The organism is Streptomyces griseorubiginosus, assembly GCF_036345115.1.
Taxonomy (GTDB): domain Bacteria; phylum Actinomycetota; class Actinomycetes; order Streptomycetales; family Streptomycetaceae; genus Streptomyces; species Streptomyces griseorubiginosus_C.
This window is the reverse complement of record NZ_CP107766.1, coordinates 8,913,811-8,935,844: the sequence shown is the minus strand read 5'-3', so window position 1 is coordinate 8,935,844 and position 22,034 is coordinate 8,913,811. Positions and strand designations below refer to the sequence as shown.

The window sequence follows — 22,034 nt, the reverse complement described above, 5'->3', positions numbered from 1 at the left end:
CTTGGGCCCCCGACCGGCGTAGACGAGACGCCCTGTACGACCGCTCCGTGAAGACTGTGGCATATGCCAGAAGCACCACCGTATCGTGTGCCGCCAAATCCCTTACAGCGCGTCGCAGCCTGTGCAACAGTCGTAACGGTCCCTCCGTCCCGCCTTGGTCGAACCGTCCCGCATCGGAGTGCGTCATGCCGTCCCACCTCTCCGCGGACCGCCCCGCCGCCCAACCGCCAGGACGCGGCTCGGTCGACGCGCTCATATCGCAGGCGCGGCGGCTCAAGGGCGACGTGGACGCGGTACGACGGGACGCCCCGAGTGACGGTACGGACCCCCAGGACCGCTGGCAGCGTGCGCTCTACGACCTCGCACTGCACCAACTCAGCGATCTGGACGCCCACTTGGCGCAGCTTCGGGACGGTCCACCACCCGTGCCGCCGGCCCCCGGCGCGGAACCCGCCGCACGATCCGCACCGCCCGCTCCCCGGCGCGGCTCGCTGCTCAGCCGGGTCGGCAGCGCGGAGTGGAACCTCCTGACGGACGAGGCGAGTTGGTCCGGGGAGCTCTACCGGATCCTGGGCCGCGACCCCGCCGCTCCCCCACTCACCCTCGACGAACTCCCCTCCCTGGTGCTCGACCAGGACCGGCCGAGACTGACGGCCATGGTCACCGGCTGTCTGGTCGACGCCCAGCGCATCGACGGCGAGTTTCGTGTCGTGCGCCCGGACGGCGAGGTGCGCACCGTCCACATGATGGGCGAGCCCGTGCTCGCCGCCGACGGCAGCACCGCCTCGATGTGGGCCGTGCTGCGCGACGTCAGCGAACTGCGCCGCAGCGAGCGGGCGGTGAGCGAGACCCGTGACTCGTTACAACGCCACCGGCAGCGCGCGCAGAGCGAGCACCGGCTCGCGGTCGAGCTGCAGGAGGCCGTGCTGCCGCCGTGGCGTGGCTCCCTGCGGCTCCCGCACCAGGGCACCGAGACCCTGGACCTCGCCGCCCACTACCTGCCCTCGTCGACCAGCGCCCTGATCGGCGGCGACTGGTACGACGCGCTCGAACTGGCCGACGGGCAGACGCTGTTGAGCGTCGGCGACCTCACCGGTCACGGAGTCGCCGTGGCCTCCGGCATGGCGACCCTCCTCGGCGCCGTCCGCGGCATGGCGATGGCCGGCACCGAGCCCGGCCGACTGATGTCCCTGCTCAACCAGTTGCTCGACGCCACCGTCCAGCCGGCCCTCGGCAGCGCGGTCTGCTGCCGCTACCGTCCCTACACCCGCACCCTGGTCTGGGCACAGGCCGGGCACCCCGCCCCGCTGCTGTTCCGGGGCGGGACGGGGTGCAGGCTGCACTCCCCCGACGGCGTCCTCCTCGGCGCGACCTCCGGAGCCGTCTACGCGCAGGCCGAGGAGACCCTCGAACCGGGCGACCTGCTCCTGCTGCACACGGACGGACTGGTGCCCGGGCGCGACAGCACGGCTGCCGTGAACCGCCTCCTCGACCTGGCCCCACGGTTCGGGGCGGCGCGCACCGCACAGGACTGTGTGCGGATGGTCGTGGAGGAGTTCGGTGAGACCGAGCGCGAGGACGACGCCTGCGTGCTCATCGCCAAGGTGACGTCATAACAAGCTCACGCCCGTGCGCTGTGGCCACCCCTTCCCTTGGGCTTCGGCAGTGCCAGCCTGATCTCCTCGCGCAGCTCGTCGATCTTCGGATAGCTGGAGTACTCGGCGGTCAGCCGGTACATCTGGCGCAGCCGGTCCCAGGTGCGGCCCGATGAGTTGGAGCCCATCGCCATCAGGGCCAACCGCGCGTACCGGTCCGCCTGTTCGGGGTCGTCCGCGATGAAGCAGGCGGACGCCATCGACAGATGGTCGAAGATCTTCGACCGCTCCCGGCCGTCGTTGCGCAGGGACAGGGCCTTCTCCGCGTAGTGCTGGGCGTGGGCGGCCGCACCCGGCTCGAACTCCGCCAGCGTGCGGTAGGCCAGGGCCTGCATGCCGTACAGGTCCTCGTCCTTGAAGGTCTGCATCCAGCTCGGTGGCGGCACGTCGCCGCGGTCGGAGACGAAGAGGTCCTCCGCCTGGCCGAGGGTGCGGCGCATCGCCTGGCCCTTGCCCATGGACGCCTGCGCCCAGGCCTCGATGGTGTGGAACATGGCCCTGGTCCGCGGCAGCACCTGCTCGCCCGAGCCGGTCTGGGCGAGCTTCATCAGGTCGAGGGCGTCGTCCGGCCTGCCCAGATGCACCATCTGGCGGGCCGCCCTGGAGAGCGCCTCGCCGGCCCGGGGCCGGTCACCGCCCTCCCGCGCCGCGTGCGCGGCGATGACGAAGTACTTCTGGGCCGTGGGTTCGAGGCCGACGTCGTGGGACATCCAGCCCGCGAGGACGGCCAGGTTGGCGGCGACGCCCCACAGGCGCCGCTGGAGATGGTCGGGGTGCCGGTAGGCGAGCATGCCGCCCACCTCGTTGAGCTGGCCCACGACCGCCTTGCGTTGCAGGCCGCCACCGCGGGCCGCGTCCCAGGCCCGGAACACCTCGACCGAGCGCTCCAGTTCCTCGATCTCCTGCGACCCGATGGGGGCGGCCTCGTAACGGTCGAACCCAGCGGGGTCGGCGTGCAGGGGGTCGTCGAACTGGGGGGCATCGGCGGTGAGGGCCGGATCGGTGTGCAGCCAGTCGTGCATGGCACTGCTGAGTACGGATCCCGCGGTGAGCGCGGCACCCGCGCCCACCAAGCCGCGTCGGTTGAGCATGAGGTCCATTCCCGTGAATTCGGTGAGGACCGCGGCGGTTCGGTCGGGCGCCCACGGCATGCCGTCGGGAGGCTCTGCGCTCCCGTCGCCCTGCCGTTTCCCCGTACGCCCGTGGCGGACCAGACCGAGGTCCTCGATGGTCACGACACGGCCGAGACGCTCGGTGAACAGGGCCGCCAGCACCCGCGGCACCGGATCGCGCGGGATCTCTCCCGTGTCGATCCAACGCCGGACCCTGGAGGTGTCGGTCGAGAGCTGGGGGTGGCCCATGGCCGCCGCCTGCCGGTTGACCAGCCTCGCGAGTTCACCCTTGGACCAGCCGGCCAGGCCGAACAGGTCCGAGAGTCGGGTGTTGGGTTGTCCGCTCACGTCAAGCCCCCAGGTTCTCGGCTGAGTTGACAGTAGCCCCGTGTCAGTTGCTCCGGGACTATTCGCCAGGGTTCGCCAGGGTGCGCCAGATGGTGTGCCACTGGGCATATGCGGTGAGGTAGGAACGCGCCACCCCGACCCGGACCGCACAGGGACATTCCCCAGGGTGCACCCGGTGGTCCGGGCCGGGCGGCGCACTGCTTCTCCAGGCACAGCAGGCACACGAAGGGATCTGTCTCTCCCATGTACGCAGCATCGTCCTCCGTGTCCGCCCCGCCCCGGTCGCCGCACTTCCGCCCGGCGGGCGGCGGCCCCTACCTCGACCCCGCGCGGCCGACGGCCCCCGTACCGGGTACGGGCAGGGCACGGCGCGTTCCGGGGCTCGGCACCCAACCGCTCAGCGGGAGACTCGACTTGTCCGGCCCCCAGGGCGCCCAGCTGCGCACGGCGATCGCGTCGGTGCACCGGATCTGCCCGGAGTTCGCCCCGGTGCAGGTGCTGCGCCGCAGCGGCCGCTCCGTGCTCCTGGTCGGTACGACGGGACGCAGCACGGCCGTCGCCAAGTGTTTACTCGACCACTCCCCGGTATGGGCCGAGCGGATCAGGCACGAGATAGCCGCTTACCGCTCGTTCGTCCGGCACCGGCCTCCGGTGCGCGTCCCCCGGCTGATCGCGGCGGACCCGGACAACTGCACCCTGGTCATCGAGCGGATGCCCGGCCGGGCGGCGGCGCTGCACCGGCATCCGGCGGAGGCCCCACCGCGCGCGGACATCAGAGCGGCACTCGGCGCGGTCTGCCGGCTCAACGCCTGGCGGCCGCCGGCGGGCACCTTCGACGCCCCGCTGGACTACGCGGCCCGCATCTCCCGCTACCACGAACTGGGACTGCTGACCGACCGGGACATGGGCGACCTGCAGAAGCTGCTGCACGGCATCGCGCACTCGGCGGGCCGGCAGGGCATGGGCCAGTTCTGTCACGGCGACGCCCTGCTCTCGAACATCCTGCTCTCACCGGCCGGTCCAGTGCTGGTGGACTGGGAGCACGCGGGCTGGTATCTGCCGGGATACGACCTGGCGACCCTGTGGTCGGTCCTCGCCGACGCCCCCGTGGCGCGTCGTCAGATCAGCCAGATCGCCCAGTCGGCGGGCCCCGCGTCGCGGGACGCGTTCCTGGTGAACCTGATGCTGGTCCTGACCCGTGAGATCCGGACCTACGAGACGGCCGTGCAGCGTTCGATGCACGACTCGACCCCGGCGGCACCGGGCGTGGCCCACCCCGGTGCTGCGCCGTCCGGCGAGGAACAGCGGCTGCTGCTGAGGCGGCTGCACGACGACTGCCAGCTGGCCCGTCGGGCCGTACGCGCGGCGGTCGGCACTCGCTGACGGGGCGATGGTCCGCGGTGCGCCTGTGGAGCGGCGTACCGCGGACTTTCGTATGCCCGCACCTCTCTTCAATGGTGTACGCCACTGACGCCCCGCAGGCCCACCGGCCTCCGCCGCGAAACTCCCGTGAACCCGGATTGACAAGGGAAATCACCTGCCCCTGGGCATGATTGACGGATCGTCGACAAGCCGGTAGCACTGACGCACGTCCGGCCCCGCTCGGCTCATCGCGCTCGATCGTCCCTGGAGGCTGCATTGCGAGGATCCGCAACCGACCCCAACAGAGCCGGCCGGAGGGTGCTCGGCACCCTGGCCGGCACCGCCCTGCTGCTGCCCCTGCTCGGCGCGGCCCCGGCGCAGTCCGGGGACTCCGCTGCCGGCCTCCAGCGGGCCTTCGCCGCGGCGGCCGCCGAGTACCACGTGCCGCAGAGCGTTCTGCTCGGCGTCTCCTATCTCCAGTCCCGCTGGGACGGTCACGCGGGCGCGCCCAGTGTGACCGGCGGCTACGGACCGATGCACCTGACCGACGCCCGTGCCGCGCTCGCCTCGGCGCCCCATCACAGCGAGGGCACCGAGGACGCCCGCGGCGACAGCGCCCGCGCGGCTCTGATCCCCGATCAGAAGGTGCCGCGGATCAGTGAGGTTCCGGCCCGGCTGGAGACCCTGCCGAAGGCGGCGGGGCTGACCGGTCTGAGCGCCGGGGAACTGCGGACCGATCCGGTGGCGAACATCGCGGGCGGTGCCGCGCTGCTGGCCGCGGCACAGAAGGAGCTGGGTGAGCCGCTGAGCGCGGACCCGGCGGACTGGTACGGCGCGGTGGCCCGCTTCTCCGGCGCGGACGACACCGCGACGGCCGCGGCCTACGCCGACGACGTGTACGACGTGCTGCGGACCGGCGAGGCGCGCACCACCGACGCCGGTCAGCAGGTCGCGCTGGCCGCCCGGCCGGGTCTGGCGCCGGACACCTCCCAGCTGGCGCGGGCGGGCCTCAGGAAGCCGAAGGCGGGCGACACCGAGTGCCCGAAGACGGTGTCCTGCGAGTGGATCCCGGCGCCGTACGAGGAGTTCGGGGACAACGACTACGGCAACCACGACCTCGGGAACCGTCCGGCCGCGCAGAGCATCAAGTACATCGTCATCCATGACACGGAGGGTGCCTGGGAGGGCGTCCTCAACCTGGTGCAGGACCCGACCTATGTGTCGTGGAACTACAGTCTGCGCTCGACCGACGGTCACATCGCCCAGCATGTGAAGGCGAAGGACGTCGCCTGGCACGCGGGCAACTGGTACATCAACGCCAAGTCGATCGGCCTGGAGCACGAGGGCTTCCTCGCCAACCCGGACGCCTGGTACACGGAGGCGATGTACCGGTCCTCGGCGCGGCTGGTGAAGTACCTCTCCGCGAAGTACGGCATCCCGCTGGACCGGCAGCACATCCTCGGCCACGACAACGTGCCGGGCCCGACGACCTCGACGGTCTCGGGCATGCACACCGACCCGGGCCCGTACTGGGACTGGCGGCACTACTTCGAGCTGCTGGGCCGTCCGTTCAGGGCCACCGCCGCCAAGCAGGGCGGGCTGGTCACGATCCGGCCCGACTACGCCACCAACCAGCCGCGGTACACGGGCTGTGTGACCAGCGGCCAGTCCTGCGCGGCCCACGGTTCGAGCGAGGTGCGGCTCTACTCGGCCCCCGACGAGAGCTCTCCGCTCATCAGTGACGTCGGTGTGGGCAGGCCGCCCACGATCGACGTCAACGACCTGTCGTCGCGGGTCTCCACCGGCCAGCAGTACGCGGTCGCCGGCCGGGACGGCGACTGGACCGCGATCTGGTACCTGGGCCAGAAGGCCTGGTTCAAGAACCCGCGGACGAGCCCGACCGCGGTGGCTGCCTCCGGTCTCGTCGTGACACCGAAGGCGGGCCTGGACAGCGTCCCGGTGTACGGCCGTGCCTACCCCGAGGCCGCCGCCTATCCGGCGGGCGTGCCCGCGCAGGCTGTGTCGCCGCTGCCGTACAAGGTGCTCAAGGACCAGAAGTACGTGGTCGGTGACAAGGTGCCGGGCGAGTACTACTACGCGGTCACCTTCTCGACGGACTCGCACAAGGTCGTGGTCGGCAAGGACCTGTACTACGAGATCCAGTACGGCCACCGGGTGGCGTTCGTGCGGGCGGCGGACGTCGACCTGCGGCCCTCGTTGCGGCGCTAGGCGGGGCAGCTTCGCCGATAGGCGATGTCCGGCAGGTGGCGGCTCCACTCCTCGCGGGTGAGGCCGCCACCGGCACGTCGGCACACGGTCGCGGCGGCTCTGTCCGCATCGATCGGGTAGGTGCGCGGTGGTGTGTGGTTGCCCGCCGCGTGGAGGCTCGCGCCGTCCGCGCCGAAGGCCAGCGCCGAGACCGTGTCGCCCGGGGTCGGCAGGGGTGCTCCGATCCAGCGCCGGGACGCCACGTCCCACAGCTGGAGGGTGCCCTCGTCGCCGGCGACCGCGAGGGTACGGCCGTCGGGGGCGAAGGCCAGCGCCGAGACGTACTGATAAGTGGTGGTCTCGGGGTCGGCGAGCACGCCGAGGCGCCGGGTCAGGCGGCCGTCCCACAGCACGACCCGGCCGGAACCGTCGCCGACCGCGAGGTAGGCGCCGTCGGGGCTGAAGGCCAGCGCGGTGCCGCCGCTGGGGAAGCGGTCGGCGGGCAGCCGGGTTCCCGAGGGGAGGCGGTAGGCCTCGCCGCCGGTGGTGACGACGAGGTCGCCGTCGGGATGCAGCGCCACCGCTCCGGAGGTGCTGGTCAGGGTCCGGGTCGTCCGTCGCCGCTCCAGGTCCCAGATCCGGACGGTGCCGGTGTCGGGGCTCGGCAGGTCGGTCAGCAGCAGGGAACGGTCACCGGGGCCGAAGGCGAGGTGGGCCGGCGGGGTCCGGCCGATGTCGGCTGCGGTCAGCACCGTGGAGACGCGGCGGCGCGGGACGTCGTAGAGCCGGAGGCGTTGCGGTGCGGGCGGCGCGTTCGTCGACTCGACGCCGTAGGCGAGGGTGCGGCCGGTGGAGTCGAAGGCGAGGTGGGCGGCGCACTCGTAGGTCTCGTCGGCCGGGTCGGGGACGCGGCACGGGGCCGTGCCGAGGTCGGCCAGGTGCCGTCCCGTGGCGGTGAGGAGCCGGAAGCGGATGTGTTCGCCGTCGGGGTCCGGGCGGGCCGTGGCCAGGAGTGCGCCGTCCGGGCTGTACGCCATGCCGATGTTCTGGGTCGTCGTCCAGTCGGAGGTGACCGCGTCGCCCAGACCGAGGGTGTGCACGCTGGGGCCCCAGGTGCCCTCGGGGCCACCGAGGTAGCGCAGGGTCCGGCTCGCGGGGTCGAGGCGGATGTCCTTGACGGTCTCGCCGGAGAGCCGGTGGCGGAAGACCGGGAAGACGGGGGTGGCCAGCCGCCAGACCAGGATCTCCTCCCCGTCCGAGGCGGCCATGAAGGCGCCGTCGGCGCTGAACTGGGCGATCTTCAGGCCGGCGTGGTCGATACGGGCGGTCTCGCGGCCGGTGTCGATGCGCCAGGCCCGGAAGCCGTCGGGGCCGATGACGCCCAGGGTGCGGCCGTCCGGGCTGAGGGAGATCTGTTCCTGGAGGCACTGCTGGGCGGATGCCGTCGGCAGCCAGGGGGCGTCGATCTCGCGCCGGGTCTCCACGTCCCACAGTCGGAGCCGGGTGCCCGGAACGCACAGTGCGAGACGGCGGTCGTCGGCGCTGACCGTCGCGTCGGGAGCGGACAGGTAGGTCAGGACCGAGCTGCGCCGCTCCTGTCTGAGCTCCGCCATGACGGCCATGAGCCGGGGCCAGCCGATGCCGCCGAGGTCGACGCTCGCGGGACTCCGGGGGTCCGCGATGTCCAGCAGTTTCCGGCGGGTGAGCGGGTCCCAGAGCTGTGTGTGTCCCTGGGTGCCCTGACGGTCGTAGACGACGAGGGTGCGTCCGCTGGGGCTCATCTCCGCGCCGCCGTCGGCGTCCGTGAGGGGGGTGCGGTCCTGGCGGCCGGTGGCGAGGTCGCGGACGGTGACGCGGGTTCCGTCGAAGACCGGCAGCCAGGTGGTGTCGGCGCGCGGGAAGCCCGCTGTCCCCATCGTCCTGCCGAGGCCCGGCTGCCGGCTCAGGCTCCGGTGGGCGTTCACGTCCCAGCGGGTCACCCGGTCGGTGCCCACGCTGATCAGGGTGCGTCCGTCGGCGCTGAGCCGGCGCATGGTGCGTTTGCCGCCGTCCGGATCGGTGAAGACGTCCTGTTCGCGCTGTGCGGCGGCCGCGAGCACGGCGGACCGGGTCTCGGGCAGGTCGGCCACCCGCCGTGCGGCGAGGCTCAGCCGCATCGAGGTGACCGGGTCGGAGAGCCTGAGGCTCTCCGCCACTCCGACGAGCCGGCGGGCCTCCGCCTCCAGCCTGCGCTGCTCGCCCTCCCGGTTCTGCTGCCAGGCCACGAGTCCCGCGACCAGGCAGAGGACCACCAGCAGGGCCAGCGCGCCGATCCGGCCACCGCGCCGGAGCCGTGCGCGGTGGCGAGCGTGTACGGCGGCCTGGAGGAACTCCCGTTCCAGCGGGGTGAGTTCCGTGGAGTCACCGGTGAAGTGCTCCTCGGCGGCGGCCAGTCGCACTCCCCGGTAGAGGGCTTCCGGGTCGCGGTCGACGGCCGCCCAGGTGCCGGCCGCCTCGGTGATCCGGCGCTGGGCGCGCAGCCGTTCGCGGTCCTCGTCGATCCAGGTGCGCAGCCGGGGCCAGGCGGTGAGGACGGCTTCGTGGGCGAGGTCCACGGTCTCGTCGTCGACGGTGATCAGCCGGGCTCTGGCGAGCTGTTCGAGGACGAACCCGGTGTCGGGCCAGTCGGCGCCGGTGAGTTCGGCGCGGGCGGCGGGGCGCCGGGTGTCCGGGGTGCCCTGGCCGGGGGTGACGAGGCGCAGCAGGACCCTGCGGGCGGTGTCGGCCTGCGCCGGGGTGAGGCGCTCGTGGAGTTCCTCGGCGGTGCGGGCGATGGCCCCGTGGATACCGCCGGCCGCCTCGTACGCCGCCTCTGTGAGGGTTCGGCCGTGGCGGCGGCGCCAGGTCTCCAGCAGGGCGTGGGACAGCAGCGGCAGCCCGCCCGGCTCGTCCGCGATCTCGTCCAACAGCCGTGCCGTCAGCGCGCGTTCGACGACCAGGCCGCCGAGGGCGGCGGGCCGGACGATGGTCTCGCGCAGTTCGTCGGGACCCATGGGCGGAACCAGCAGTGTGGCGTCCTGGGCGGCCTCGGCGAGCCCGCGGTGGCGGGTGAGATGGCCGTAGAAGTCCGCGCGTACGGCGATCACGACGCGGGTGCGGTGTGCGGCGGCGTCGAGGAGCCGATCCAGGAAGCGGGTCCGCTCGTCGGGGTCGGCGCAGAGGGTGAAGAGTTCCTCGAACTGGTCGACCACGATCAGGGACGCCTCGGACGCCAGGGTCTCGGCGTGGGTCCGGGAGGGGTGCGGGCCAGGGGAGAGGACGTGGGCCCGCCCGCGCGTCCTCGGGATCAGACCGGCGCGCAGCAGGGAGGACTTGCCGCTGCCGGAGGGGCCGACGAGGACGACGACGGGGTTGTCGGCGACCATCCCGGCGAGCCGCTCGATCAGCCGGTCGCGGCCGAAGAACCGCTCGCGGTCACCGGTGTCGAACCTCGCCAGTCCCAGGTACGGGGCCTGACCCGGGTCGTCGGCGGCCCGGCGTTCCTCGGTCGCCTCGTCGGATGCCTGCTGCCAGCGCCGCTCCCAGTCGGCGGTGTCGCCGTCGCAGGCGGCGACATAGGCGAGGGCGACCTGGAGGGAGGGGAGCCGGTCGCCGGCCGCGGCCTGGGCGAGGGTCGCGGTGGAGTAGTGGGCGCGTGCCGCCATGGCCCGGTAGGTGGGGCCGCCGGCCTCCTGCCGTAACTTCCGCAGCTCGTACGCGAATCGGGCGACGGGCCCCTCGGTCGGGTCCAGCGGTCGCTCGCGTCGCCCCATGACTCTCCCCTGTGTTCCCGTCGGCGCGGCCGGTCGCCGATCTCGCACGCTATGGACCGACGCGGGTGCGGGGCAAGGCAGTTCCGCACGTGGGACGGGAGTCCGGGAAATTGTCTGGAGTGGTGAAAGGGGGCTGCCGGACAACGTCCGGGTCGCGAAAGCTGGGATCACGGCACCCCGGGGCTTCGCCGCGGCGGGCGAAGACGGGGGAATCCCGGGTGTGACCGTGCGGGGCCGGACCGACCGACCGTGCCCGCGGGCGGCTCCGGAAGGCCAGGGACGGGGGAACTGGCCTTCCGGAGCCTACGGCGACACCGCGCGAGAGATGTTCAGCTCTGCTGGAACAGCTCCGCCGGCAGGGGCTTGAGGAGGGCGTACAGGTCGTCCGTGATGGGGCGGTCCCAGGCGGCGATGGTCACCAGGACATTGTCGCTGCGGTCGAACTGGACGCAGGAGATCCGGCTCTCGGAGAGCTTGAGGCGGCGCACGATCAGGAGGTTGTCGCCCTGCATCACCGGCATGTCCTCGGTGTCGGTGACGGTGACCTCCTCGTCGTTCTCCAGCGCGATCAGCAGCTGGGCCACCTCGAAGGGGACCTGGCCCTCGGGGACCTCACGGGCCGGGGAGCCCTCGGGGAGGTTGCCGATGATCATCGCGGGGCCGCGGCCGCCGAAGAGGTCGTAGCGCAGGAAGACGCCCTGGCAGGTGCCGTCGGGGGCGGGCAGGAGCCCGGCGCCGAGGTTGCCGGGCCAGTCGCCCGGGTCCATGGCCAGTACGTCGAAGTCTGGACCGGCGGGAGTAGCGCGACGGCGGAGGAACGACATGCGCCCATGGTAACGGGGTGTCCAGGTCATCGGGCGACTGCGGGTATGTGGGGGCTGGTCGCGCAGTTCCCCGCGCCCCTAGGTGGGATCACTCACCGGTCGTAGACCAGTACGGTCCGTCCCCAGTTTGCGGCAGACCGCTGACAGGAGGCGGACCGCCACCTGCTCGTCCGTGTTCAGTTCCTTCGCGATCTCGCTGTCCGTGTGGCCTCGCTCCGCCAGGTCCGCCGCCCGGCGTTCGCGGGACGTGAGGGTGTCCGTCTCCGTGCTGTGCAGGCGGCGCGGGCGCAGGCCAGCCGCGGTCAGTTCGTCGCGGGCGGTCTCGATCAGTCCGTCGGCGCCGCACTGGACGGCGGTGTCCAGGCCCCGGTAGAGGTGTTCGGCCGCTTCCCGGGCGCGGCCCGTGCGGCGGAGTTCCGTGCCGAGGGCCACCAGCGCGCAGGCGAGCTCGTAGGCGGCCGGCGAGCGCTCCAGGTGGGACACGGACTCCTCCAGCAGTTTCGCCCGGGTCGAGCCCGGCGCGACCTCGGCGGCCAGCCGCAGCGCCTGTCCCACGGCCGACGGGGCGCCGAACTGGCGGGCCCGCGCGACGGCTTCGAGGGCGGTGGCGATCGCGCGGTCGGGGGCGTCCAGGGCCTCGGCGCGGGCCAGGTGGAGCTGCCAGGGGCACCAGGCCGGGTTGCGCACGCCGCGGGGTTCCAGGCGGCGGCCCGCGGAGGCCAGCTCGGTGGCCGCCTCCTTGGTGAGGCCGCGGGCCAGGAGCAGTTCGCCGTACACGGTCTGGGCGTCGGGGAAGACGACGGCGGCCGGGAAGGGCGCCCCGAAGCAGTAGTCGCCGGCGATGCGGGCGGCCTCGGTGACCCGGCCGCGGGCGAGCAGCACCTCGATGAGGACGCCCAGCGCGTACCAGTGGGCCGGGGTGCCGGGCCCGACGCGCTCGGCGAGGCGCAGGCCGGCGCGGACGAAGTCCTCGGCCTCGGCGAGGCGGCCGCGGCGGAAGCGGACGTAGGCGAGCAGGGTGTAGGCGAAGGAGAGGTGGGCGCCGCGCCAGCCCTGGCGTTCGAAGTCGGCGATCCCGGCGGCGAAGAGCTCCTCGGTGCGGCCGGGGCGGTCGGCGTACATGAAGGCCAGGGCGACCAGGACCGGCACCTCGAAGCCGCGGTCTGGCTCGGCCCAGCCGAGGCCTCCGGCGAGGGCGCGCTCGGCGTGGTGGAGGGCGACGTGGGCGGGTTCGCCGCGCAGGACGGCGTCCCAGGTGCGCAGGCCGATGATGTACCGCTCGGTGAGGTCGCGGCCGGTGAGGCGGTCGGCGAGGCGGGCCATGCGGCGGGAGCGGGAGGGGTGGTCGGGTTCGTCGGCGCGGAAGGCGTCCCACATGAACTGCTCGGCGATCATGCGCAGTTTGACGCGGGCGTCGCCGGTCACCTTGATCTCGCGGGCGAGGGTGTCGGAGGCCTCGGCGAGGCGGTCGCTGTGGGCGAGGACCTGGGAGAGCCGGTAGACGATGTGGTGGCGCAGGTCGGGGGCGGCGATGGGCTCCTCGAGGGCGGCGCGCAGGTGGTTGACCGTGGTGGCCGGTTCGGTGAGCAGGGAGGCGCTGCCCAGTTCGTACAGGACGGCGGCGCGGTCCTCGAAGGCCGGGGGTTCGCGCAGGGCGCGGGCGAGGTAGCGGCGGGCCGCGTCGGGGGCGCCGGAGCGGAGGGTCTCGGCGGCGGCGGCGCGCAGCTGCTGGACGACCCAGGGGTCGCCGTCGGGGTGGGTCTCCAGGAGGTGGCGGGCGGCCGCGGCGGCGCCCCGTCCGTCGTTGACGACGCACCAGGCGGCCTGGCCGTGCAGCGCGACGCGGACGCCGGGCGGGATGGCCCGGTAGACGGCGGTGGCGATGAGCGGGTGGACGAACTCCAGGGACTCGACGCCGGTGAGGATACGGGCTCCGCGCAGCGCGTCGGCCGCGTCGGCGGCCTCTTCGTGGCCGAGTCCGGCGACGGCGGCCGCGAGCCGGGGGTGGATCTCGGTGCCGAGGACCGCGCAGGCCCAGGCGAAGCGGACCGTGGAGGTGCCGAGGCGTTCGAGGCGGGCGACCAGGCCGCTGCCCTTGACGGCGGCGGCGAGGTCGCGCAGGAGGTGGGCGGCGCCCTCGGTCGGGGTGACACCGCGGTCGTGGACCTTGGCGGTCAGTTCGACCGTCTCGAAGGGGTTGCCCGCGGTGACGGCCCAGCACTCGCGGCAGAACGCGTCGTCGGCGTGGGTGCCGAGCGTCTCGCGGACGAGGCGGGCGACGGCGGCGGCGCTGAGGGGCTCCAGGTCGAGCGGGCGTCCGCCCGCCCGGCCGGGCAGCGCCTTGAACGGCTCGGCGTGCTCGGGGAGTTCGTCGGGCCGGTAGGCGACGACGACGAGGATCGGGAGTTCCTCGGCGCGGGGTGCGAACGCGGCCAGCCAGTGCAGGGATTCGGGGTCGGCCCAGTGCGCGTCGTCGAGGACGAGCACCAACGGGGTGCGCAGGACGGCGAGATGGGTGAGCACCCAGTCGAGTCCGTCGCGCAGGCCCTGCGGGTCGGGTGGTGCTCCGTCGGTGGGGGCGCACAGGCCGAGGGCGGGTCCGACGATGTCGTACCAACTGCCCAGCCGGCCGCGGAGATCGGCTTCGGCGGCGTCGGCGAACTGCGGCTGGAGGAGCTGCCGGGCGACATGGAAGGCGACCCGCTGCTCCTGGTCGCCGCCGCGGGCGGCCAGTACGGTGCAGCCCCGGGCGGCGGCGCGGCGGCGGACCTCGGCGAGGAGGGTGGTCTTGCCGATGCCGGCCCGGCCGGCGACCGCCAGCAGGGCTCCGCGCGGGCGTCCGTGGGGTTCGGCGCCGTCCGTGCGCAGCCCGGTGAGCTCTCCCAACGCCTCGTCGACGGCGGCGAGTTCGCTCTCCCGCTCCAGGAGAGTCCTGCTGCTTCGCGCACTGCGCTGCATCATGGCGCACCCCCCGTCACGGTGGTGGACCCGCGCGGGGAGCGAGTGCGCACCGTGACCTACAGGCACCTCAGCGTACGCCTCCGGGGTGCCCGGTGAGCCCTGGTCCGCCGACTCGGGTCGACGCTAGAAGAGGTGTTCGTACAGGACGGTGAGCCCGTAGAGCAGGCCCCCGGCGGCGGTCGCCGCGCTGAGCCGGAGGACGGCCCGCGTGTGGATCGTGGAGGATGCGTCCCGCCCGGAGGCGGCGAGTGTCATGACCACTCCGACGGCGAGGACGAGCAGGCCCGTCAGCATGAGGGTCGCCCACCCGACGATCGCTCTCGGCCCCAGCGTCTCCAGGCCGACGTAGGGCTGATCGCGTACGGCGATGGTGGAGCCGATGCGGGCGTCGGCCTGGATCATCGCGTCGGGGTCGGTCAACCGGCCGGTGGTGGACAGCAGTTGGCCGTGGCATTCGGTGACCGGCTTGTTGTTGTAGGGCCGCACGACACCGCACGAGTCGACGTGCAGCTCACCCGGGGTCCCGGACAGTCCGAGGGCGCCCGCCAGCATCAGGCCGGCGTAGCCGGTGAGCACCGCGCCGAACGCGAAGGCCACCACCACGCCGAGAGCCGTACGGAATCGCTCGCCCCGCCGCTTCCACGGGCTCTCGCGCCGCGCTTCCCGAAGCGCCCGCAGCCGTTCGGCCTTCTTGAACCGCCGTCTGGCCGCCTTCGAGGTCACGGCCCCTCCCCCTACGCCTTGTGCCGTTCGTGGTGCCGTGCCACCCGGGCCCGGTTGCCGCAGGACGGCTTGCACCACTCCTGCCGCGGATGATCCTTGAGGAAGTAGCGCACGCAGCGCGGGGCGTGGCAAGCCCGCAGCCGTCGACGGTCGGCTCCGGCGAGGAAGGCGGTCGCCGCCTGCGCCAGGACGGCCGTGAGGTCGGCCCCCTCGGGCAGCGGCCGCGGGTGTACGACGGGTTCGGCGTCGTCGGCCCAGTGCAGGACGGGGACGGTCGGCATCCGCGCGGCGGCGGTGTTGAGGAGCTCGACGGCCTCGGGCACCGGCATCAGGCGTGCCGCGTCGGCGGGGCTGGGGGCGCCGGGGCGCACGGCGTGCGCGAAGAGGGCGCGGACGGCCGCGCGCAGGTCACGGACCACGGCGAGGGTCGCCTCGTCGGCGACGAACCCGGCCGGGACCGGCAGGTCGTCGATGTGGTCCCGGACCCAGGCGGTGAGTCCGGCGGGGTCGGTCAGGTCGTCGGCGACCCCGCCGCGTCCGTCATGCCGGATGGTGAGTGCGAGGTCGAGGGCGAGCCGGGCGTCCTTGGTGATCGAGTCCTGCATACGGCTAATGATAGGTTCCGCTGCATCCATTAGCGCTGCACGGTCCACGGGACGCCGGTGCTCGCCCTCACCCGGCGACGCGGCTCAGGTGAGGTCGAACTCGCCTTCCCGCGCCCCTGACACGAACGCGCCCCACTCCGCCGGGGTGAAGATCAGGGAGGGGCTCTCCGGCCGGTCGCTGTTGCGCATCGCGATGAACCCCTCGACGAAGGCGATCTGGACATCCCCCAGACCACGACTGCTCGAGTGCCAATCGGCGTTGCTCAGGTCCAGCTCCGGCTTGTCCCAGCCCATGAGCGGCTGCTGCTGGATGGTGGTCTCGGCCACGTCCGTGCTCCTCCCGATCGCTTCGTCCGCGGCCAGCCTAGCGATCCACTTCGGCCGCCGACAGGCCACGTGAGGGGGACCTTTGCGGGGGCATTTCACGCATCCGGGGGTTCGGACCCCACGAGCCACATGGAGAAGAACTGCGATCCGCCGCCGTAGGCGTGTCCGAGCACCCTGCGGGCGCCGTCCACCTGGTGCTCCCCGGCCTGTCCGCGCGCCTGGAGCGCGGCCTCCGCGAAGCGGATCATGCCGGAGGCGCCGATCGGATTGGTGGAGAGCACTCCGCCCGACATGTTGACGGGCAGGTCCCCGTCCAGTTCGGTCACCCCGGCCTCGGTGAGCTTCCAGCCCTCGCCCTCGTCGGCGAAGCCGAGGTTCTCCAGCCACATGGGTTCGTACCAGGAGAACGGCACGTACATCTCGACGGCGTCGATGTCCCGGCGCGGGTCGGCGATCCCGGCCTGCCGGTACACGTCGGCCGCGCAGTCCTTGCCGGCCTGCGGCGACACGGCGTCCTTGCCGGCGAAGAGCGTCGGCTCGCTGCGCATCGCGCCGCCCAGCATCCAGGCCGGGGGCCGGGGCGCGCGGGCGGCGCCCGACCGGTCGGTGAGCACCATCGCGCAGGCGCCGTCGGAGGACGGGCAGGTCTCGGAGTAGCGGATGGGGTCCCAGAGCATCGGCGAGGCCTGGACCTTCTCCAGGGTGATGTCGTGCTCGTGCAGATGCGCGTACGGGTTCTTGAGCGCGTTGCGGCGGTCCTTGTACGCCACCAGCGAGCCGACCGTGTCGGGGGCGCCGGTGCGCCGCATGTACGCGCGCACGTGCGGTGCGAAGAAGCCGCCCGCCCCGGCCAGCAGGGGCTGCTGGAAGGGGATCGGCAGGGACAGGCCCCACATGGCGTTGGACTCGGACTGCTTCTCGAAGGCGAGGGTGAGGACGGTGCCGTGCACCCGGGCCGCGACCAGGTTGGCGGCGACCAGGGCGGTGGAGCCGCCGACGCTGCCCGCGGTGTGCACCCGCAGCATCGGCTTGCCCACCGCGCCGAGCGCGTCCGCCAGGTACAGCTCGGGCATCATCACGCCCTCGAAGAAGTCGGGCGCCTTGCCGATCACCACGGCGTCGATGTCGGCCCAGGTCAGCTCGGCGTCTTCCAGGGCCCTGACGGCGGCCTCCCGGACGAGCCCGGCGATCGACACGTCCCGGCGCGCCGCGACGTGCTTGGTCTGGCCGATGCCTACGACGGCCACGGGCTCCTTGCTCATCGCGGATCCCCTTCGAGTACGGCGACCAGGTTCTGCTGGAGACAGGGCCCGGAGGTGGCGTGGGCGAGGGCGCGGTCGGACTCGCCCCGGTGGATGCGGGCGGCGGCCTCGCCGATGCGGGCGAGGCCGGCGGCCATCATCGGGTTGGCGGCGAGGGCGCCGCCGGACGGGTTGACGGTCGTGGCGGCGTCGAGCCCGAGCGCCTTGCGCAGCACGACCTCCTGCGAGGTGAACGGGGCATGCAACTCGGCGGTGTCGACGGGCCGTTCGAAGGCGCCCGCCTTCTCGGCGGCCAGCCGGGTGGAGGGCGAGTCGGTGAGATCGCGGACACCCAGCGAGTGGGCCTCGATACGGTGGTCGATGCCCCTGATCCAGGCGGGCCGCTCGCACAGCTCCCTGGCCCGCTCCCCCGCCGCGAGGACGACGGCGGCGGCTCCGTCGCCGATGGGCGGGCAGTCCCCGGTGCGGAGCGGCCGTACGAGGTAATCCCCTTGCGGTACAGCGCCCTTGAGCTGTGCGTGCGGGTTGTCGGTGCTGCGGCTGCGGGCGCCGATCGCCGCCAGCTCCCGCTCGTCCGTCACGCCCGCGTCGATGAGCGCCTGGGCCTGGAGCGCGGCGAGGGCGACGGAGTCGGGCCACAGGGGGGCCACGTAGTACGGGTCGAGCTGCCGGGTGAGCACATCGCGCAGGGAGCCGGGCGAGGACTTGCCGTAGGAGTAGACCAGCGCGGTGTCGGCGTCCCCGGACAGCAGCTTGGTCCAGGCCTCGTACAGCGCCCAGGCCCCGTCCGTCTCGACGTGCGACTCGGAGATGGGCGGCCAGGCGCCGACGCCGTCGAGGGCCAGGGTGAAGGAGAAGGCGCGGCCCGCGAGGTAGTCGCAGGAGCCGGAGCAGGTGAAGCCGATGTCGGCGGTCTTCAGGCCGGTCCGGTCGAGGACCTCGTGCAGGACCGGCATGAGCATCTCCACCTCGGACAGTTCCTCGGTGGAGCGCAGGGTGTCGGACTGGGCGAAGGCGACGACCGCGATGTCCCGGGTCACAGCAGCTCCTTGTAGGTGTCGTACTCCGCGTCGGGTTCGCCGGTCGGCCGGTAGTGGTCCGGGTACCGGCCGCCCTCGGTCCACACCGGCTCGACCCTGAGGCCCATGCGCACCTGGTCGTAGGGGATCCCGCCGATCCGGCCGTGCAGCGCGAGGTCGGCGCCGTCGAGGGCGATGTGGGCGTAGACGTACGGCACCTCGATGTCGAGGTTCTTCGCCTTGATGTTGACGATGCAGAAGGTGGTGACGGTGCCGCGGGGGCCCACTTCCACCTGTTCCGCCGTGGCGACACCGCAGGTGGGGCAGGCGCCCCTCGGGGGCACGTAGACCTTGCGGCAGGACGGGCAGCGCTCGCCGACGGCCCGCCGCTCGGTCTCCAGGGCCTTGATGTAGGCGGTCTGGGCGCGGCCCGGTGAGTAGGTGTAGTCGAGGCGGGCCTGGGCGATGATGCCGCTGACCGGGTCGTCGAACTCCCCCGCGTGGAAGCGGACTTGGGCCTCGTCGCCGTCGTACGGCTCGAAGCAGGCGATGTCGGTGATGGCGCCGACGCGTTCCTCCGCCCAGCGGACGCGGACCCGCATGCCGGTGCGCACGGCCTCGGGACCGGGGGCGTCGAGGGCGTGCAGGAGGGCCGTGTCGGCGTTGTCGAGCTTGACCAAAACCCAGGCGAAGGGGGTGTCGAGGGGCTGGCCGCGGCGCGGGGCCGGGTTCCAGGCCCAGGTGGTCACGGTGCCGGTGACGCCGACGTGGACGAGCTCGGTGAGCTCCTCGGCGGTGACGGGGTCGTACTCGACCGGGGGGACCAGGGTGCGTCCGTCGCGGGTCTTCACGCCGAGGACGACCCGTTCGCGCAGGCCGGTGAGGAAGGCGCTCTGGACGGGGCCGAGGGAGCGGGTGAAGGGGAACTCGACGACGAGGGGGGCTTTGAGGACTTCGGGCATGCCCGGGCTCCTTCAGTGGCGTTGGTAGTCGGGCGGTCGCTTCTCCGCGAAGGCACGCGCGCCTTCCTTCGCGTCGGCGGTGTCGAAGATCGGCCACCCCCGCTTCAACTCGGCGGCCAGCCCCTCGCTCTCGGTCAGCTCGGCCGTCTCGTAGACCGAGGCCTTCACCGCCTCCACCGCCAACGGGCCGCAGGCGTTGATCAGTTCGGCGATCTCCAGGGCCTTGTCGAGCGCGGTGCCGTCCGGGACGACGTGCCCGATCAGGCCGATGTCCGCGGCCTCGCGTGCGGTGTAGGGGCGTCCGGTGAGCAGCATCTCCAGCGCGTGGGTGCGTGGGATCTGGCGTTGCAGCCGGACCGTGGAGCCGCCGATCGGGAACAGGCCGCGCCTGACCTCGAAGAGTCCGAAGGTCGCGGACTCGCCGGCGACCCGGATGTCGGTGCCCTGGAGCATCTCGGTGCCGCCCGCGACGCAGTGGCCCTCGACGGCCGCGATCACCGGCTTGCGGGGGCGGTGGTGGCGCAGCATGGCCTTCCAGTGCAGGTCGGGGTCGGCGTCGAGCCGCTCCCGGTAGTGCTCGCCCTCGATGCCCTTGCCGGCCAGGGCCTTGAGGTCCATGCCGGCGCAGAACGTGCCGCCCGCCCCGGTGAACACGATCGACCGGATCGAGTCGTCCGCGTCGGCTTCCACCCAGCCGTCGTACAGGCCCACGAGCATCGGCAACGAGAGCGCGTTCTTCGCCTCCGGCCTGTTGAGCGTGAGCACCAGTGTGGCGCCCTCGCGCCGGATGCCGAGGTGTTCCGTCCCACCCATCGCCCGTCTCCCCTCTGCCAGAACGAGAACAGGTTGCAGGAGCCGCCGACGCACTTCAAGAGTTTTCTGACAGACAGTCAGATTTCTTCGCGCGAACCCTTCACAGTCACGCCGCCCTTTGCTCTGATGACCGGCGAACCGTCCAGGAGCCAGGCCGTGCGAGGTCAGGAGGAGCCGGTGGAGTACAACCTTGCCGACCTGTTCGAGTCGGTGGTCGACGTGGTGCCGGACCGCGAGGCGCTGGCGTACTTCGACATTCCGGGTACGGGCGCGGAGCGCCGGTTGACGTACGCGGAGCTGGACGCCGCCGCCAACCGCATCGGCCACCATCTGCTCGACAGCGGGGTGCGGGCCGGCGAGCACGTGGGGCTGCACCTCTACAACGGGGTGGAGTACGTGCAGACGCTGCTGGGCTGCATGAAGGCGCGGATCGTGCCGGTCAACGTCAACTACCGTTACGTCGAAGAGGAGTTGGTGTACCTCTACCGGGACGCGGACCTGGTGGGGCTGGTCTTCGACACGGAGTTCGCGGACCGGGTGGCGGCCGCGCTGCCGCACGTGCCGCGACTGCGGCATCTGGTGCGGGTCGGGGCCGCGCGGCCGGGCGGGCCGCCGGCGGCGGACTTCACCGACGCCGAGGCGTCCGGGTCCGCGGAGCGCGGGTTCACGGCCCGCTCGGGCGACGACCAGTTCATCATCTACACCGGCGGCACCACCGGCATGCCCAAGGGCGTGATGTGGCGTCAGGAGGACCTGTTCTTCTCGGGAATGGGCGGAGGCGCGCCGACCGGGGAGCCGGTCAAGCGGCCCGAGGAGCTCGCCGAGCGGGTCGCCGCGGGCGGATCCGGCCTCACCTTCTTCCCCACTCCCCCGCTGATGCACGGCACCTCCACGCTGACCACGCTCATCGGCTTCAACTTCGGCCAACGGGTCGTGCTGCACCGCAAGTTCGTGCCGGAGGAGGTGCTGCGGACCGTCGAGGCGGAGAAGGTCAGCGCCATGTCCCTGGTGGGTGACGCGATGCTGCGGCCGCTCATCGACGCGCTGGAAGGACCGATGAAGGGCACCGACATGTCGTCGGTGTTCAGCGTGTCCTCGTCGGGCGCGATCATGTCGGACACGGTGAGCCGGCAGTTCCGCGCTCTCGTCCCGAACGCCATGCTGCTCGACAACTTCGGTTCCTCCGAGTCGGGCTTCAACGGGACCGCGACCGAGGACTCCGGCCCCGAGCGCGGCTTCCGCGTCCGGGTCAACTCCCGTACCCAGGTGGTCGATCCCGCGACGCACGAGCCCGTCGCCGTGGGCGAGGTGGGGCGGGTCGCGCAGTGCGGCCATGTCCCGCTCGGCTACTACAACGACCCACGGAAAACCGCCGAGACCTTCTTCGAGAAGGACGGTCAGCGCTGGGTGCTGCTCGGTGACATGGCCACGGTGGACGAGGAGGGGGTGCTCACTGTCCTGGGGCGGGGCTCGCAGTGCATCAACACGGGCGGCGAGAAGGTGTACCCCGAGGAGGTGGAGCAGGCGCTCAAGGCCCATCCGGACGTGTACGACGCGCTCGTGGCCGGGGTGCCGGACGTGAAGTGGGGGCACCATGTGGCGGCCGTGGTGCAGTTGCGCGAGGGCGCGGACCGGATGTCCCTGGAAGCTCTCCAGATGCACTGCCGGACCCGGCTCGCGGGCTACAAGGTGCCGCGCCAGCTGGTGATCACGGAATCGATCCACCGGTCCCCGAGCGGCAAGGCGGACTACCGGTGGGCGCAGAAGGTGGCGGTGGCGGCGGACGGGTGAGGGCCGAATCCCGACCCGCGTGCGATTGAACCGAACGTGACGTGCGACCGTACTGGTGGTGGCAGGCTCGGTCACCGGGCCCTGTTCGTCATGCCGTCGCGGCAGGACCGCACGTCACAGCAAGACCGCACGGAAGGACCACCGGGTGTCACTCTTCACTCGCTCTCGCCAACTGCCGGGTACCACGGGGGGCGAGGGGGACGCGGACAGTGGGGGTGCGACGGGGGAAGAAGTGAAGGAGGAGGCCGCTGAGGCGACCGCCTCGGCTCAG

15 protein-coding genes are annotated in these 22,034 nt (G+C 72.6%); 4 read left to right on the top strand and 11 right to left on the bottom strand.

Annotated features, from left to right (window positions below):
- Nucleotides 1-185: 185 nt before the first annotated feature.
- Complete coding sequence (locus tag OHN19_RS40235) at nucleotides 186-1,616, top strand: PP2C family protein-serine/threonine phosphatase (protein ID WP_330268947.1); 1,431 nt, start codon at nucleotides 186-188, stop codon at nucleotides 1,614-1,616.
- Between the two features lie 5 nt (nucleotides 1,617-1,621).
- Here the strand turns inward: OHN19_RS40235 and OHN19_RS40230 are convergent, their stop codons facing one another.
- Nucleotides 1,622-3,115, bottom strand: a complete 1,494-nt coding sequence (locus tag OHN19_RS40230; RefSeq protein ID WP_330268946.1) for a hypothetical protein — start codon at nucleotides 3,113-3,115, stop codon at nucleotides 1,622-1,624.
- A 243-nt stretch (nucleotides 3,116-3,358) separates the two neighbouring features.
- Here OHN19_RS40230 and OHN19_RS40225 point away from each other — a divergent pair, with 243 nt between their 5' ends.
- Nucleotides 3,359-4,498 (top strand): aminoglycoside phosphotransferase family protein, encoded by a 1,140-nt coding sequence (locus tag OHN19_RS40225; protein ID WP_330268945.1) that lies wholly within the window; start codon nucleotides 3,359-3,361, stop codon nucleotides 4,496-4,498.
- A gap of 255 nt (nucleotides 4,499-4,753) precedes the next feature.
- Nucleotides 4,754-6,706: a peptidoglycan recognition family protein gene (locus OHN19_RS40220; protein ID WP_330268944.1), complete on the top strand. Its 1,953-nt coding sequence runs from the start codon at nucleotides 4,754-4,756 to the stop codon at nucleotides 6,704-6,706.
- On the opposite strand, the gene OHN19_RS40215 is transcribed toward OHN19_RS40220, so the two are convergent.
- The 10 genes from OHN19_RS40215 to OHN19_RS40170 form a co-directional block, all read right to left on the bottom strand.
- A complete protein-coding gene (locus OHN19_RS40215) occupies nucleotides 6,703-10,476 on the bottom strand; it encodes a hypothetical protein (protein WP_330268943.1) in 3,774 nt (1,257 codons plus the stop codon). The genes OHN19_RS40220 and OHN19_RS40215 overlap by 4 nt on opposite strands.
- Before the next feature lie 329 nt (nucleotides 10,477-10,805).
- Nucleotides 10,806-11,300, bottom strand: a complete 495-nt coding sequence (locus tag OHN19_RS40210; protein ID WP_330268942.1) for a hypothetical protein — start codon at nucleotides 11,298-11,300, stop codon at nucleotides 10,806-10,808.
- A 78-nt stretch (nucleotides 11,301-11,378) separates the two neighbouring features.
- Entirely contained in the window at nucleotides 11,379-14,261 is a 2,883-nt protein-coding gene (locus tag OHN19_RS40205) for a helix-turn-helix transcriptional regulator (protein ID WP_330268941.1), read from the bottom strand.
- 123 nt (nucleotides 14,262-14,384) lie between these two features.
- A complete protein-coding gene (locus OHN19_RS40200; protein WP_330268940.1) occupies nucleotides 14,385-14,984 on the bottom strand; it encodes a hypothetical protein in 600 nt (199 codons plus the stop codon).
- An 11-nt stretch (nucleotides 14,985-14,995) separates the two neighbouring features.
- Nucleotides 14,996-15,589 (bottom strand): CGNR zinc finger domain-containing protein, encoded by a 594-nt coding sequence (locus tag OHN19_RS40195; protein WP_330268939.1) that lies wholly within the window; start codon nucleotides 15,587-15,589, stop codon nucleotides 14,996-14,998.
- 84 nt (nucleotides 15,590-15,673) lie between these two features.
- Complete coding sequence (locus tag OHN19_RS40190; protein ID WP_020138535.1) at nucleotides 15,674-15,916, bottom strand: DUF397 domain-containing protein; 243 nt, start codon at nucleotides 15,914-15,916, stop codon at nucleotides 15,674-15,676.
- Between the two features lie 95 nt (nucleotides 15,917-16,011).
- Nucleotides 16,012-17,178, bottom strand: a complete 1,167-nt coding sequence (locus tag OHN19_RS40185; protein WP_330268938.1) for a thiolase domain-containing protein — start codon at nucleotides 17,176-17,178, stop codon at nucleotides 16,012-16,014.
- Nucleotides 17,175-18,218 (bottom strand): thiolase domain-containing protein, encoded by a 1,044-nt coding sequence (locus OHN19_RS40180; protein ID WP_330268937.1) that lies wholly within the window; start codon nucleotides 18,216-18,218, stop codon nucleotides 17,175-17,177. Before OHN19_RS40180 ends, OHN19_RS40185 begins: the two co-directional genes overlap by 4 nt.
- Complete coding sequence (locus OHN19_RS40175; RefSeq protein WP_330268936.1) at nucleotides 18,215-19,159, bottom strand: Zn-ribbon domain-containing OB-fold protein; 945 nt, start codon at nucleotides 19,157-19,159, stop codon at nucleotides 18,215-18,217. Before OHN19_RS40175 ends, OHN19_RS40180 begins: the two co-directional genes overlap by 4 nt.
- Nucleotides 19,160-19,171: 12 nt before the next feature.
- Nucleotides 19,172-19,972 (bottom strand): crotonase/enoyl-CoA hydratase family protein, encoded by an 801-nt coding sequence (locus OHN19_RS40170; protein ID WP_330268935.1) that lies wholly within the window; start codon nucleotides 19,970-19,972, stop codon nucleotides 19,172-19,174.
- Between the two features lie 177 nt (nucleotides 19,973-20,149).
- Between OHN19_RS40170 and OHN19_RS40165 the strand changes: the two genes are divergently transcribed.
- Nucleotides 20,150-21,763 (top strand): acyl-CoA synthetase, encoded by a 1,614-nt coding sequence (locus OHN19_RS40165; RefSeq protein WP_330268934.1) that lies wholly within the window; start codon nucleotides 20,150-20,152, stop codon nucleotides 21,761-21,763.
- The last annotated feature ends 271 nt before the right edge of the window (nucleotides 21,764-22,034 follow it).

Coding starts and splice junctions, on each gene's coding strand:
- OHN19_RS40235 (WP_330268947.1), top strand. CDS start 186: ATGCCGTCCCACCTCTCCGCGGACCGCCCCGCCGCCCAACCGCCAGGA.
- OHN19_RS40225 (WP_330268945.1), top strand. CDS start 3,359: ATGTACGCAGCATCGTCCTCCGTGTCCGCCCCGCCCCGGTCGCCGCAC.
- OHN19_RS40215 (WP_330268943.1), bottom strand. CDS start 10,476: ATGGGGCGACGCGAGCGACCGCTGGACCCGACCGAGGGGCCCGTCGCC.
- OHN19_RS40210 (WP_330268942.1), bottom strand. CDS start 11,300: ATGTCGTTCCTCCGCCGTCGCGCTACTCCCGCCGGTCCAGACTTCGAC.
- OHN19_RS40205 (WP_330268941.1), bottom strand. CDS start 14,261: ATGATGCAGCGCAGTGCGCGAAGCAGCAGGACTCTCCTGGAGCGGGAG.
- OHN19_RS40195 (WP_330268939.1), bottom strand. CDS start 15,589: ATGCAGGACTCGATCACCAAGGACGCCCGGCTCGCCCTCGACCTCGCA.
- OHN19_RS40185 (WP_330268938.1), bottom strand. CDS start 17,178: ATGAGCAAGGAGCCCGTGGCCGTCGTAGGCATCGGCCAGACCAAGCAC.
- OHN19_RS40175 (WP_330268936.1), bottom strand. CDS start 19,159: ATGCCCGAAGTCCTCAAAGCCCCCCTCGTCGTCGAGTTCCCCTTCACC.
- OHN19_RS40170 (WP_330268935.1), bottom strand. CDS start 19,972: ATGGGTGGGACGGAACACCTCGGCATCCGGCGCGAGGGCGCCACACTG.